This is a genomic window from Nocardia sp. NPDC102475 (assembly GCF_055584605.1).
On record NZ_JBVJLS010000026.1, the window covers coordinates 60804 to 75156 of the forward strand.

At 65.8% G+C, this 14353-nt stretch carries 14 protein-coding genes; 6 read left to right on the forward strand and 8 right to left on the reverse strand.

Annotated features, from left to right (window positions below; translation table 11 throughout):
- Positions 1–5: 5 nt before the first annotated feature.
- Positions 6–1289 (reverse strand): type III PLP-dependent enzyme domain-containing protein, encoded by a 1284-nt coding sequence (locus ACZ60G_RS35425; protein ID WP_465815780.1) that lies wholly within the window; start codon positions 1287–1289, stop codon positions 6–8.
- A gap of 88 nt (positions 1290–1377) precedes the next feature.
- Between ACZ60G_RS35425 and ACZ60G_RS35430 the strand changes: the two genes are divergently transcribed.
- The 3 genes from ACZ60G_RS35430 to ACZ60G_RS35440 all read left to right on the forward strand — a co-directional run bounded on the left by ACZ60G_RS35430 (position 1378) and on the right by ACZ60G_RS35440 (position 3714).
- On the forward strand, positions 1378–2475 hold the full coding sequence (locus ACZ60G_RS35430; protein ID WP_465815782.1) for a sugar kinase: 1098 nt from the start codon (positions 1378–1380) through the stop codon (positions 2473–2475).
- Positions 2476–2539: 64 nt separating this feature from the next.
- Entirely contained in the window at positions 2540–3310 is a 771-nt protein-coding gene (locus tag ACZ60G_RS35435) for an IclR family transcriptional regulator (RefSeq protein ID WP_465815784.1), read from the forward strand.
- A complete protein-coding gene (locus tag ACZ60G_RS35440; RefSeq protein ID WP_465815786.1) occupies positions 3307–3714 on the forward strand; it encodes a RidA family protein in 408 nt (135 codons plus the stop codon). Before ACZ60G_RS35435 ends, ACZ60G_RS35440 begins: the two co-directional genes overlap by 4 nt.
- Here ACZ60G_RS35440 and ppc read toward each other — a convergent pair whose 3' ends face one another.
- The 7 genes from ppc to ACZ60G_RS35475 form a co-directional block, all read right to left on the reverse strand.
- Positions 3715–6486, reverse strand: a complete 2772-nt coding sequence (gene ppc / locus ACZ60G_RS35445; RefSeq protein ID WP_465815787.1) for a phosphoenolpyruvate carboxylase — start codon at positions 6484–6486, stop codon at positions 3715–3717. It lies immediately after the preceding gene.
- Positions 6487–6553: 67 nt separating this feature from the next.
- The gene (locus ACZ60G_RS35450) at positions 6554–6973 is read right to left on the reverse strand and encodes a VOC family protein (protein WP_063045568.1); all 420 of its coding nucleotides are present in this window, start codon (positions 6971–6973) and stop codon (positions 6554–6556) included.
- Positions 6974–7073: 100 nt separating this feature from the next.
- A complete protein-coding gene (locus ACZ60G_RS35455; protein WP_465815789.1) occupies positions 7074–7235 on the reverse strand; it encodes a maltose acetyltransferase domain-containing protein in 162 nt (53 codons plus the stop codon).
- A gap of 10 nt (positions 7236–7245) precedes the next feature.
- Positions 7246–7821: a GTP-binding protein gene (locus ACZ60G_RS35460; protein WP_465815791.1), complete on the reverse strand. Its 576-nt coding sequence runs from the start codon at positions 7819–7821 to the stop codon at positions 7246–7248.
- Positions 7822–7849: 28 nt separating this feature from the next.
- Complete coding sequence (locus ACZ60G_RS35465) at positions 7850–8287, reverse strand: DUF742 domain-containing protein (RefSeq protein WP_465815793.1); 438 nt, start codon at positions 8285–8287, stop codon at positions 7850–7852.
- On the reverse strand, positions 8284–8712 hold the full coding sequence (locus ACZ60G_RS35470) for a roadblock/LC7 domain-containing protein (RefSeq protein WP_063045565.1): 429 nt from the start codon (positions 8710–8712) through the stop codon (positions 8284–8286). The genes ACZ60G_RS35465 and ACZ60G_RS35470 overlap by 4 nt, the downstream gene beginning before the upstream one ends.
- The gene (locus ACZ60G_RS35475) at positions 8709–11666 is read right to left on the reverse strand and encodes a sensor histidine kinase (protein ID WP_465815795.1); all 2958 of its coding nucleotides are present in this window, start codon (positions 11664–11666) and stop codon (positions 8709–8711) included. The genes ACZ60G_RS35470 and ACZ60G_RS35475 overlap by 4 nt, the downstream gene beginning before the upstream one ends.
- A gap of 445 nt (positions 11667–12111) precedes the next feature.
- Between ACZ60G_RS35475 and ACZ60G_RS35480 the strand changes: the two genes are divergently transcribed.
- Genes ACZ60G_RS35480 through ACZ60G_RS35490 form a run of 3 tightly spaced genes read left to right on the forward strand, consistent with a single transcriptional unit; the run spans position 12112 to position 14333 of the window.
- Entirely contained in the window at positions 12112–12645 is a 534-nt protein-coding gene (locus ACZ60G_RS35480; RefSeq protein WP_465815797.1) for a DUF3558 domain-containing protein, read from the forward strand.
- 22 nt (positions 12646–12667) lie between these two features.
- Entirely contained in the window at positions 12668–13054 is a 387-nt protein-coding gene (locus ACZ60G_RS35485) for a hypothetical protein (protein WP_433521765.1), read from the forward strand.
- Between the two features lie 16 nt (positions 13055–13070).
- Positions 13071–14333, forward strand: a complete 1263-nt coding sequence (locus ACZ60G_RS35490; RefSeq protein ID WP_465815799.1) for a hypothetical protein — start codon at positions 13071–13073, stop codon at positions 14331–14333.
- Positions 14334–14353 lie beyond the last annotated feature (20 nt).

Genomic DNA, 14353 nt, shown 5'->3' on the forward strand with positions numbered 1-14353 from the left:
ACTCGTCAGAAGAAGGTGTGGACGAGATCGACAACACGTGGCCGTTCCGCATCGGCGTCATCGACGACCGGGATCAACCGCCACTTGTCGAACGCGGTGCAGGGATGCGACAGACCGAGCCGCACCACACTGCCGACCGGCAGGTCACCGGCGGCACCGCCCGGCAGCCGCAGGAACGTGTGCTGATCGTTGAGCGCACTGACATGTGCCGCCGGATTCAACGAACCTTCCGGTCCCGCAACGAATTGCGGGACCGGAAGCCCCTCATCGAATGGCAGATCACGCTTACCGGCGTCCAGCAGCGCGAGTTCTGCCTCGGGTCGCGAAACGGTCCGCGCCCAGCCGTGCATCGCCGAGCGCAGCGGTCGTTCGCTGCGTGGCGCGGCCAGCGGCGAAATGCCCGCGTAGAAGCCGTCGTCGTGAATGATGTACGCACCGGAGCGCAGTACCACTGTGGTCGGAACACCTTGCTCGTCGGCGAGTCCGGCCAGACATTCGACGACCAGATCCGGAAAGGCGCTGCCGCCCGCGGTGACGATCGCGTCTTCCGGATAGTGTCCGGCCGCGGCGAGTTCGCGGTGCAGGCGGGCGATTTCGTCCAGATAGCGCCGGACAGCGGCGATCCCGTCCGGGGTGCGATCATGCGCGAGCGCACCCTCATAACCGCCGACTCCGGCCAGGGTCAGTCGCTCGGCGCGGCCGACTGCCTCGGCAATCGCATGCGCCTGTTCGACCGTGCGTGCGCCGGTACGCCCGTGCGGCCCACCGAGTTCGACGATCACCCGAATTCGCACATCACCCGTCAGGTGCTGCTCCATCAGCGCGACGGTCTCGACACTGTCGACCCAGCAGAAGAATTCGAACTCCGGATCCCGTGCGGATTCCGCGGCGACCCAGCGCAATCCGACCGGATCGACGAGTGCATTGGCCAGCACGATCCGTCCGACTCCGAACGACCGGGCCACCTGTACCTGCCACACGGTGGCGAAGGTGATCCCCCAGCACCCGGCGGCCAACTGCTGCGCCCACAGCTGCGGAGCCATGGTGGTCTTCCCGTGCGGCGCCAGGCGCACACCCGCGGCCGCGGCCCAATCCGCCATTACCGCGACATTCGCCGCGACGGCCGCGCGGTCGACGGTCAATACCGGGGTTTCGAACTCGTCGAGGTGCGGTGCGGTGTCCAGGAAGTCGCGAACCGTGCGTCCCCAAGCCGCGGGCGGCAGACCTTTGTGCTCGGGTCCGAGCGTCCGATCCGCCAGTGCGGCAACGGCTTTCTCATCGATAGCCATGTCGCTCCTTCCCGCGGAATCTTCTCCGCCGAATCATATCGCTCAGGCATTGCATATTTTGCAACGCTTGTTGCACATCGTGTTTTGTGTGGCTATTCTGCACTGGATGGCCGATGGCCGCAAGGGCAGAAGGGAGATCGATGTGACGTGGCCTACTACGTCGCTCCGCCCGCGGGCGGTGACCATCGGTGAGGGGCTCGCCGTGCTGGTGGCGCGTCCCGGTCCGCTGGAGAACTCGGAGAACTTCGAGCGAACCGCGGGCGGCGCCGAGGCGAATGTGGCCACCGTGCTCACTCAGCTCGATGTGGACGCCGGGTGGATTTCCCGGGTCGGCGATGACGGATTCGGCCGGTATCTCACCGGACACCTCGCGGCACGCGGCGTGGATGTGTCGGCGGTTGTCATCGATCCCGCACGCCCCACCGCCGTGTATGTGAAGGAGCGCGGCAGCGGCTCGGGCAAGGCGACCGATCTGGCCGATGGAGCCAGCCGCATGCTGTACTACCGCACCGGCTCCGCCGCCAGCGCGCTGTCCACCGCCGATCTGACGGCGGCGGCCGGACTGCTCGAACGCACCGACCTCGTGCACTTCACCGGAATTACCACCGCGCTCTCGGAATCCGCGACCCGCCTCACGGAAACCCTTGTCGCACTTCCCCGCCGCGGCAAGCTGGTGAGCTTCGATCTGAATTACCGTCCGGCGCTGTGGGCGGGGCGCGTCGAGCAGGCCGCTGAGGTGCTGGCTCGTCATGTACGCGGCTGCGATGTGGTGTTCCTCGGCGCCGACGAGGCGGATGCGGTCTTCGGCACCGACGATGCCGACCGACTGCGCGCACTGTTCCCCGAGCCGGAACACTTGGTGGTCAAGAACAATGAGCATTCGGTGACCGGATTCTCCGGAACCGAGCGCGTCGAAGTGCCCGCGCTGGAACTCGAGATCACCGAGCGAATCGGTGCCGGTGATGCCTTCGCGGGCGGATATCTGGCCGCCCTGCTACACGGACGCCCCCTGGAGCAGCGGCTGCGCTTCGGGCATCTGTGTGCCGCCGCCGCGCTGACCGGCACCGGTGATGTCGCGGAATTGCCTTCACCCGATGCGCTGGAAGCATTGGCGATACTCGACGAGTCCGCCTGGGGGCGCGTGCATTACAGCAGAGATGTCGTAGCAGAGAATGTGGCGTCATGAGCGAGCGAATCGAAGCCACAGCGCCCATGGCGATGACGGAGCCGAGCGCCGGCGAGGCGCAGTCATGAGCCAGAGTTTGTTGCGTGCCCTGACGATCCTGCTGTCGCTCGGGGAGGATGCGCGCTCGCTCGATCAGCTGGCCGGTGAACTCGGCGTGCACAAGTCCACGGTGCTACGGCTGCTGCAGACCATGGAATCGCAGCGCTTCGTCACCCATGACAGTCAGCACCAATACGTTCTCGGCTCCCGGCTTTTCGAACTCGCCAACCGCGCCTTGGAACAGCGTGATGTTCGCACCCTCGCCCGCCCGCACCTGAGCGCACTGAATTCCGCTACCGGACAGACGGTTCACCTCGCCACCTACGAATCCGGCGACGCCATCTACATCGACAAATTCGACGCGATCCAGAGCGTGCGCATGTATTCCCGCATCGGCCGACCCGCCCCGCTGCACTGCACAGCCGTCGGGAAGGTGCTCGTCGCCGCACAGCCGCGCACGGAATGGCGCGCGATCGCCGAGCGCCTCGACTACCGCAAGTTCACCGACCGCACCATCCGCACCCCGGAGCGCTATCTGGAAGAGCTGGAACTCGTTGCGACACAGGGCTATGCGGAAGATCACGAGGAACACGAGAGCTTCGTCAACTGCATCGGCGTCCCGGTGCGCAATGGCACCGGGACGGTGGTCGCCGCGGTCTCGATGTCGGTGCCGGACATGCTGCTCGACCACGACCAGGTATTGGCGGAGCTGCCGCGGGTCCGCGCGGCGGCCGATGCCATCTCTGCCGAACTCGGCTGGACTCCCGGCCGCACCGCAACGAAAGGCCAGTTATGAGTGAGAAAATCGCCATCCGCACCACCGACGCCCCCGCACCCGCGCACACTTTCTCCCAGGGCGTGCGCAAGGGCCCGTTCGTGCAGGTCTCGGGCCAGGGTCCGGTCGACCCGGCGACCAATGAGTACCTCTTCCCCGGCGACGTTGCCGCCCAGACGATTCGGACGCTGCAGAATGTCAAGGCGATCGTCGAGGCGAGCGGCGCCACCTTCGACGATGTGGTGATGCTGCGCGTCTACCTGACCAAGCGCGAGGACTTCGCCGTCATGAACGACGCCTACGGCGAGTTCGTCACCGCCAACACCACCGGCGACGTATTACCGAGCCGCACAACGGTATTCACCGGCCTGCCGCGGGAGGAAATGCTGGTCGAGATCGATGCGGTCGCCATCTTGTCGGCGTAACTAGCCGGAGTTGCGCAGCGCGGTGGCGAGTCCGTTCATGGTCAGCAGGATGCCGCGTTTGACGAGTTCGGAATCGTCGCCCGCCCGCAGCCTGCGCAGCAACTCGACCTGCATCTGGTTCAGCGGCTCCAGGTACGGGAAGCGGTTGTGGATCGATTCCGCCAGTGACGGGTTGTCGGCGAGCAGGTGCTCATTGCCGGTGATGGCGGCGTGCATGCGGATGGTGCGGGCGTGCTCGTCGCGGATCATTCCGAAGATGTGCTCGCGCAAGGCCACATCATCGACGAGTTCGGCGTACCTGGCCGCGATATCCAGATCGCTCTTGGCCATGACCTGGGCCAGATTCGACAGCACCGTCCGGAAGAACGGCCAGCGGCGATAGAGGTCCGAAAGAATCGCCAAGCGGTTGGGATCGCCGCCGACCCACTCCTCCAGCGCCGCACCGGTCCCGTACCAGCCCGGCAGCATGACGCGGGCCTGACTCCACGACATCACCCACGGAATGGCCCGCAGATCGTTCACCGAATTCGTCGGCTTGCGGGAGGCGGGACGACTGCCGATATTCAGATCGCCGACCTCGGCGACCGGCGTGGACTGCCGGAAATACTCGACGAATCCCGGGGTTTCGTGCACGAGCCGCGCATAGGCCGCACGAGCGCGCGCCGCCAGATCGTCCATGAGGTCATAGGACGGCTCGGCATCGGGACCGAGCCCCTCCACATCGAGCAGCGTCGACTCCAGGGTGCCCGCGATCAACGACTCCAGATTGCGATGCGCCGCACCGGATTCGGCGTACTTGGCCGCGATCACCTCACCCTGCTCGGTCAACCGCAGCGAACCCCGCACGGCGCCGACGGGCTGGGCGAGAATGGCGTCATAGCTGCGCCCGCCACCACGACCGACCGTGCCGCCGCGACCGTGGAAGAGCCGCAGGCGAATTCCGGTCTTGCGCGCCACCTCGACCAGATCCAGCTCCGCCCGGTAGAGCGCCCAATTGGCGGCCAGATACCCACCGTCCTTATTGGAATCGGAGTATCCGAGCATTACCTCCTGCCGCATTCCCTTGGCGGCCACCAGCTCTCGATACACCGGAACATCCAGCACCGCGGACAGGGTCGCCGCACCGGCACCCAGATCCTCGATGGTCTCGAACAGCGGCACGATATTCACCGGGCAGCTCGGCGGCCCATCGGGCTCACCGGGATCGAGCAGCCCGCCCTCCTTCAACAGCAGCGCCGCCTCCAGCATGTCGCTGACCGAGGTGCACATGCTGATGATGTAGTTCGGCACCGCCTCGACGCCGAAGGTGACGACGACATCCCGTGCGGCACGGACGATATCGAGCTCCTTGGCGGCGAGTTCGCTGAGCCGCGCATGCGGGCCGAGCAGCGGACGACGGGTACGCAACTCGGCGGCGAGCAGCTCCACCCGCTCCGGCTCGGCGAGACTCGCGTAGTCCTGATGCACACCCGCCCATGCCAGCAGCTCGGTGACGACCTGTTCGTGCACCTCCGAGTTCTGGCGCATATCCAGGCCCTGCAGGTGAAATCCGAATGTCTCGACGGCATATCGCAGTGCGGCCAGCCGATCGTCGGCGAGCAGACCGTCACCGCTGGCCCGCATCGAGGCGTCCACGGCGTCCAGATCGTCGAGTACCGCCTGCGGGGTCGCGTATGCCGGTGCACCCATGTCCAGCCCGTCCGCGGGCAATTCGCCGAGCGCGGCAAGTGCCGACGCCGACAGGCGCGCCCGAATCCGGTGCAGCGCACGGCGATACGGCTCATCGGAATGCGTCGCGGGATCGGGATAACCGGCCTCGGCCAGTGCGGCCACCTCCGGTGTCACCGGCACCAGTCGCGCCGATTGCGACAGCGACTTCTCCAGCTCCACCAGCTCGTGCAGGTACCGTCCGAATGCCACCGCCGACGCTTGCGACGCCGCCTGACGCACGACATCCGCTGTCACATAAGGATTTCCGTCACGATCGCCGCCGATCCACGATCCGGGGCGCAAAATCGGCCGCGGCAGCAATTCCGCGCCCGGCCACCGGGACCGCAGCGCCGCCCGAACTTCCGCATTGATCGCCGGAATAACGTCGAAGAGCGTGATGTCGTAGTAGCGCAGACCGACCGAGATCTCGTCCTGAATCCGCAGGCGCTGCAATCGAATCAGCGCGGTGCGCCACAGCGAGAGTACCTGGCGGCGGATCCGCAGCTCCAGATCCGCACGTGCCCGCTCGGTTTCGGTATAGCGCTGCCGCAATCGCATCAACTCGGTAATGCGGGTCTGCACATCGAAGACGGTGCGGCGCCGGGTTTCGGTCGGATGTGCGGTGATCACCGGCGATACCAGGGCGTCGGCGAGCAGATCGGCGACCTCGGCGCCGTCGAGGGCCGCAGCGTCCAGTTTGCGGTAGGTCGCCGCCAAGGAGGAATCCTGCGGGGGCTCCCCCGCCGCCTCATGCGCCGCGCGCCGCCGATCGCGCTGGATATCCTCGGCCAGATTCGCCAGCAGCACGAAATAGGTGAACGCGCGGATCAGCGGCAGCGCGACCGCGATCTCGACGCCGTCCAGCATCTCCGCCACCGCGCTGCGCTCGACCTCCTCGCGCCGCACCCGGAACGCCTCGATCCGCACCCGCTCGATCAGGTCGAAGACCTCGGGGCCCTCGTGATCGCGGATGGTGTCGCCGAGGACGCCGCCAAGGAAGCGGATGTCATCGCGCAGTGGCCGGGTCGCATCCTGTTCCGTCTCGATCCGCGCTTGGGTCATGATTTCGACCCTAGTGCCAGGTGCGACCTGGTTGGCGGTGACATTCGCCTCGGGCGGTTCGCGAGAATCAGCCGAGCAGCTGGGAGAACCGCAGGTGGTTGCCCCACGGATCGCGGAAACCGCAGTCGCGGACGCCGTACGGTTGGGTGATCGGCTCCTGATCGACATCGACACCAGCGTCGCGCAGCCGGGCGAAGGTGTCGTCGACGGCCTCGGTGGTGAAGATCAGGGTGCCCTGCGCACCGCTGGCCAGCCTGGCCTCGGCGGCCTCTCGAGCGGCCTCGTTCGGGTTCATCCCAGGGTTCTCCAGGATGAATTCGATACCCGGCTGCGACGCGGGTCCGACGGTCAACCAGCGACCGCCCGGAAACGGCATATCCTGGCGAACCTCGAAGCCGATGACATCGCGGTAGAACTCCAGCGCCTTGTCCTGGTCGCCGACCAGCACCGCGACGTGGGTGAGAGTGAAATCCTTGCCGTTGCTCATTTGATATCTCCTAGTCTCGAGCGGTATCACCAGCAAAGACGGCGAGTGCTTCCGGAATTCATCGGTGATCCCGCGAAAACATTCGATCTCGGTGAATCGCTCACAGCCCCCGCAGCACCGCATCGCGCCGCTCGGTTTCCTCCGGGCCGGTGCGGTTGAACTCGTCGCACAACCGCTGCGCCCGGATGCGCTCGGCCACCAACTCCGGATCGCTGTCCCGGTACAACTCGCCGCGCAGCATCCGTTTCTTTTGCTCGCCCACGAGCGCCAGGTCAGCCGACCTCGCTCGGTTGCCTGCGCGGTGCGGACAGCCGCTGGACGAGCACCTGTTCGAGCAGTGCGACGAGCACCTCTTTTACCGATCCCCGGTCTCGCGCATCACATTCCAGGATGGGGATCCACTCGTCGAGCTCGAGTGCCTCCCGAACCTCGTCGAGTTCGAAGTGCTCGCCCTCTTCGAATCGGTTGACCACCACCACGAATGGCGTGTTGTGCTCTTCGAAGTAGTCGAGCACCGGATAGCAGTCCTGGACCCGGCCCGTGTCCACCACGATCACCGCGCCGAGCGCGCCGTCGACCAAGTCGTCCCATAGGAAGACGAAGCGGTCCTGGCCGGGGGTACCGAACAGGTACAGGATCAGCGAGCTGTCGAGGGTGATGCGGCCGAAGTCGAGGGCGACGGTGGTCTCGGTCTTATCCGCGCGCCGCCCCGGATCGTCCACGCCGATGGCGACCTCGGTCATCGCCGCCTCGGTCACCAGCGGTTCGATTTCGGAGATCGCGCCGATGAATGTTGTTTTGCCGACACCGAATCCGCCGCTGATCACGATCTTGACCGACGAGGGCATCGACCGCTCGGCCGGTGGTGTCCGATCTTCAGAGTGCCCGTACAAGGTCCCTGATCCTCTCGATGGCTGCGGTGGAAAGTTCTAGGGCGTCCCGGACCGAAACATGCCCGGCGGCCGCGAGATCGCTGACAATCACCTTCGCGACGCCCACCGGAACGTGCAGCGCCGTCCCGATTTCGGCGATGGAATGCGGCTGCTGGCACAGCCGGACAACGGTGCGCTGTTCGAAGTGCAGCGGCGCGGACAGCGCGGCGGGCAGTGCCCGCACCAGTGTTTCGATGCGCAGCCCGTCGATCAATGGCGTGGTGCGTCCCGCTGTGACGACGAACGGGCGTACGAATCGGTCATCGAGGTCCCGCTCGTCCGGACTGCCTTTCGGCGACCGACCGGCCGCGAGCCAGCCGAAAGTTTGGTTGACCGGGATCATCCGCGGGTCCGGCAACCGCGGCCGGTATGGATCTCTCATCGGCGCAACGACTCTCGCAATTCCGAAATGAGCGCCGGGTCCAGCAGCGCACCGGCCCGTTCGGCCAGCACCGCCATCTCATAGCCCACGAGACCGACATCGCAACCGCCGTCGGCGATGACCCCGAGGCAGCTGCCATCACCGAGGGCGGAGACCAGCAGGAAGCCGCGCTTCATCTCGATCATGATCAGCTTCAGGCCGTCGAATGCGTAACTGCGCGAGGCACTTCGGGCCAGGCTGGACAGCCCCGACACCATAGCCGCCAGTCGATCCGCACCGGTACGGTCCAGGCCCTCCGACATGGCGATGAGCAGGCCGTCGGAGGAAACGGCGACCGTATCGCGGACGCCATCGGTATTGCGGACGAAGTTGGCCAGCATCCAGTTGAAGGTGTGCGGGTCCGCAGCCTGTATATGGGTGGTCATCGAAACTCCTCTGCGGTGGTGGGTGAAGCCGAGGTTTGCGCCAAATCCGTGGCGCGCGGGATGTTTTCGGGCGTCCCGGTTCGTGGCGGGGTGAGAGCGCCGCGCTCATGTCCGGCCCGGAAGGACGAGAGCATGCTGCGAGTTTCGGCCGGTGAGCGATCCGCGACCGGAGCACTCGGCGGCTCAGGAGCGAGAAGCCCTGGTGCGCTGTCACTTCCGATGTCCGCTGGACGTGCTCGCTTGTTGCGTTTGACCAATCCGTTCTTGGTGCGCTGCACCACGGTCCGCGCACTATCGGATTCCGCTGCCGCTGTTACCGTTTCGGGAACCAGCCATAGCGATCCGCTGGCCGAAGACGGCGAAGCGGGCTGTGAACCCTTGAATGTGGTTATGCCGTCGATAGGGCGGGCACCGGATCCGTCGGCTGCGGGCACACCGTGCGGGGCTCGGCTGGCACCATCACTTCCGGTAGCGCTGGGCAGCCGGGTCAGCGATCCATTGCTCCCGTCGCGTGTGTATACAAATCCATCGATCCCGGTACCGATGGATTCGGCACTGTGATCGGAACCGTCCGGCGTGGAAAGGAATTGGGCGAACGGCGCGGGTCCCGGTGCGGCGAATCCCGGTCGGGAATGCGCGGGTCCACCGGAGCGTGGTGGCCGAGACGCGGTGCCGTCGGGGTCGGATGCGCCGGTCGTCCGCGCATCACGGGTCGGCGCACCGGATAGCGGAGCGCCAGGCACCGAAGCGTCGGGGCCCGGAGCACCGGCGAGCGGGGCACCAGGCATGGAGCCGCCACCTACCACCGCGTCATCGGCTGGGGCACCATTGACCAGAGCGACCGGCACCGAGGTCCCGTTCACCGAGGCACCAGCTATCCGAGCGCCGTTGACCAGAGCGCCAGGAGCCCCATCAGCCGGAGCACTGTGCCGCGGCCTGCCGAGCATCGGTCTCGACGAAACAGCTTCGCTCGCGGGAGATCCCCCCAAGGCCGGGAGGTCACCGGTCGCCGCCGACTCGACCTGCCCTTGCGCACCGGCCACCGCAGCCGAATCGCTCCGCTCTCGCGCTGCGGGTGCGCGCCGATCTTTCTCTCCCGCAATGATTCCCGCGGGCAACAGCAGCCGCGCGACGACCCCGCTCACCGGCGAGACATTCAACTCGACTTCGATCCCGAGCCGCCGCGCCAACCGGCCGACCACATAGTGGCCCAGATACCGCGTCGGCGCGACAACGAAATCGGTCTCGCCGCGCAGCCGGGCATTCGCCTCGTCCAACTGCTCCACCGGCATCCCGACACCGTGATCCACCACCGCGAGCAGATATCCGGCAGGCAGCTTGCGTCCGTAGATCTCGACCTCCATATCCGGTGGAGAGAAGGCCAATCCGTTCTCGATGAGCTCGGCGAGCATATGCGCGAGATCAGTGACCACCGCGCCGGTGATCGCGAGATCGTCCACTCGCCGCAGCACCACCCGGCGATAGTCGTCGACCTCCGACAACCCGGCGCGAATCACATCGGTGAGCGAAATCGGCTCGGCCCAGCGCCGCGGGCTTCCCGCACCCACCAGCACCAGCAGACTTTCGGCATTGCGCCGCATGCGGGTAGCGAGGTGATCGAGCTCGAACAGATTGGACAGCGCCTTGGGATCGAGTTCCTCGCGTTCGAATTCACTGATCAGCCCGAGCTGACGGCGAACCAGATTCTGGTTGCGCCGCGCCAGATTCGCCATCGATTCGGTGGTATTGCGGCGGACCAGCGCCTGTTCCGAAGCCAATTCGAAGGCCGTGGTCTGGACACCGTCCAGTGCGCCCGCCACCGCGGCGATTTCGACACTCGCGCCGCGCGGTGTGCGCACCGGCGCAGGCGGATCCGGTTGGGTGTCATCGGATTCCCGCCACGCCGCGATCACCCCGGGCAGTCGGTGATTGGCGACATCATCCGCCTCCGCCGCCAACTCGGCGAGTGGACGCACGATGGCGCGCACACTGGTGAAGACCAACGCTACCTCGGCGGCAACGGCGATCAGCGCAGCGAGCAGGAAGCCGCCGAGAGTCGAGAACGCATCCCGGCGCAGCGCCGCCGCGCGCCGCTGCACATCGTCGCCGACCGCGTGCTGGACCGTGCGCTGCTCATCGATGACCGCCGTCATCTGCGTCCACCAGGTGCTCGCATCCACCGAACGCACCAGCGGACCGGTGCTCGACGCGATCGCGATCCGCTCCGATTCCCCTGCCTTGACGGCATTCTCGCTGCGCAGCGCCGCATCGAGCGCGCCCTGCTGTGCCGCGGTCGCATCGCGCGCGAAGGCGGTCAGACCGGCCATCTTGGCGGCGCGGATATCGAGGAATTCGACATACTCGCCATTGCGGAACTCATCGGCGGCGAAGACGCCGTTGAGGAATCCGCGTTCCTTGGCCGTCTGCTCCTTTGCCTCGCCGAGGGCGTACAGCGCCTCGAGGCCGTGCCGAACCTCGGCGTCGCGCGCCTGATCGAGGCCGAGCGTCAGACGATTCAGTGCGGAAATGCCGTCGGTATAGAACTGAAAGGCAGCCTGCCTGCTGGTGCGGCGGGCATCGATCTGGGTACGGGTCGCATCCAGCGCGTCGAATTGGCCGATCGCCGCACGGACCTGGGCGGTGCCCGGCGCGTTCCCGGCCGCGGCCTGCTCGAGTGCGGCCAGCGCACGATTCGTTTCGACCCGCTGATCGGCCACGGTCTGCACCAGCCGGGTATCGCCGCCCAGCAGACCATTGCTGAGCCCACGTTCGCGCTGCGCCTCCTGCACCAGATCCTGGACGGCCAGCGCGAGCGAGACCGCGCGCACGGTGTCACCACTGTCTCGGAAGGCCGTGGCCTCCCGGGCGACCGTCACGCCGAGCAGCGCCAATACCAAAACCAATGAGACGACGAGGATTCGGGCCAATTGCCCCCGAATCGTGCGCGGTCGCACTATTCTGCTTCCGGCAACCTGGCGTTCACTTCTGGAGTCGGCAGTCATATCCGTTGTGCCACCGGGTTTTTCCGACCGTTGACGTAAACGCACCACCCTGCTCCTCCGATTGCCAAGCCGTGACAGCTCCACGGCGAGCGATGGAAAGTCACGCAGCAGCCTGCTGCAGAGGTTAGGTCGCTGTCAACGCGAAACTCGGACAAAACGGACATCGGGCGCATTTGTATACATGCTGGTAATCCACCGTTTCCGCGGTATCGATCCGCTCACACCACACCGCCGGACAGTGTGACGTGACGGCCGTCTCAGGTGGCTACGCCGAGGATTCGCTGTGCGTGATTCTGGACCGAGCACTCGGGTCGTGCGACCCATCGCGATAGGCCGTGCCCCACATATCGTTTGATATGGTCATGATCTCCGGTAGTCGCAGGTCGAGAGGGTGGGGATGGCGCACCGATTGAAGTTGATGCTGCTCGCGGCGGCTGCGCTGCCGGGGTTGGTCGCGTGTGGGAGTACCACGAGCGGAAATCCGAGTGCGAGCAGTGAGACGAGTGCGGCGCCGGTGAAGTTGTTCGATCCGTGCACTGGGATCCCGGATAGCGCGCTGACGGCGGCGGGCGTGAACCCCTCCGCCAAAGAGAGCGGCGTGGCCGGCGTGCACCAATCCGGGTGGCAGATCTGCAACTGGAAGGGTTCGAAGTACTCCCTCGGAGTCTTCTCCAGCGCCCGAACTGTGCGGGAGATCGAACAGAAGCAGGGAAATGTCGAGTTCCAGGATGTGACGATCGCCGGACGGCAGGGCCGTCAGTTCCGTGTCGAAGGTGCGTCCCATGACCTGATGTGCGATGTTGTCTTCCCTGCGTCCCAGGGCATCTTCGAGCTCACCCTGATCAACAATCCGGTGCTCGACCACCCCGCGCCACCATGCGGCCTGCTGCAGCAGGCCGGTGAGGCCATAGTGCCGGTGCTGCCGAAGTAACTCCGAAGGGGGAGGAAAGTCAATGAGCCAATCCGATGTCGCGCAATGGACACGATTTGCCGATCAAGCGCGGTCGGGCGAACTGTACTTGGACAGCGAGGAAGCAGCGCGGCAATGCCTTACGGCTTGCGACCAACGACTCAGTGATCTTCAGGACATGCTGATTCAGGCGCAGGCGGCGCAAAGAGTCTCCGGCTTCGGCGATTTCAACATGGCCAATGACCTCGTCAAAATGTTCAAGGGCCAAGCCACCGGCGAGGACAATTCGATCGACAAGATCATCCTGGACCACATCGAGGTCGTCAAAGATATGGGCCAAATCATGGCCCTCTCCATCAAACGCATTACCGGCCAGGACGTGACCAACTCCGTCAACTTCAACACCAACACCGAATCACTAGGCGGCTGACACCATGGGATTCGGCATGTTCAACTGGAGCGCAGGCGATCTCGGCTCCGCAATGCTGGAAAGCCTCACCGACTGGATCGCCGGCGACGAACGCAAACCCGGCGTCGACCCCGCCACAGTGCAGACCAAATTCAATCAGCAGCGCGACGGCGTCCGCAGCACCGCCAATGGCATCGGCTTCCAGGGCGAGTTCCGACCGCGTTCGGTCAAATCCCGCGACGACTTCGATACCCCGTCTACCTCGCAACTGCGCGAAAAGGTCGACAAGATCGATCTCACCGCTGTCGGCAATCTCGCGACCGCATGGAATGAAATCGGCAAACGCGCTGAAACCTCGTTGAATACCTTCAACGAGGCGATGAAGCGCGCGACCGATGAAAGTATCTGGAAGGGCGCGTCGCGCAATGCCGTAGCCAAAGCGGTGAGCGACTACAGCACCCAGGCAGTGCAACTCGCCAACGCCGCCAAGCTGACGGGCAGTAAGGTCGCCGAACTCGAGACCGGTCTGGAACCGACGAAAGCCCTTGTGCCGCATGCTCCTGCGCTCCGGTCGAATGTCGAGAACGCCAGGCATTGGATCGCGGGCCGCGGTTGGCGCGATAACGACGAGGCCGAGAGCACCGCGCATGCGGAAGCCGTGCGCGTGCTGAGGACCGTGTACGCGCCGGTCATCGAGGAGACCGACACCAACGTTCCGGTCATCCCGAAACCTGATAACCCGACCGCGAAGCCGGGCGAAACCCCCAACACCGGGCCGGGTTACAACCCCGGCGGCAGCCAGCCCGGCTCCACCCCCGGCGGCAGCCAGCCAAAACAAGAACCCACGAGCACCGAGGAGAGTCCGTCCACCGATCCGTCGAGCACCCGGTCGACGGATGGTTCGACGACGCCGAACACCACCAGCACCGAACCGTCCACGACCAAGCCGGACACCACCGCGACCAACCCGTCGTCGACGACAACGCCGACCAGCACGGGTTCGCCGACCCACTCGGGCAGCCCGAGCGGCACCCCTGGTTCGACCGCCCAGTCCCCGGGCCGAACCGTCACCGGCACACCGACCGGCTCCGCCACCCCCGCCGCCGCGGCCCCAACCACCGCTACCACCACAGGCCGCAACGGCATGTCCGGCATGGGCTCCCCCGGCAATCGCGGTGGCAAGGACGAAAACGAGTCCAGCAAAGGCATCCCCGACTACTTGATCAACCAGCAGAACGGCGAAGAACTCACCGGGCTCGCCGATGCACCGAAGACGGTCCCGCCGGTCATCGGCGAATGAGCACCGGCAGACAGGAAGAC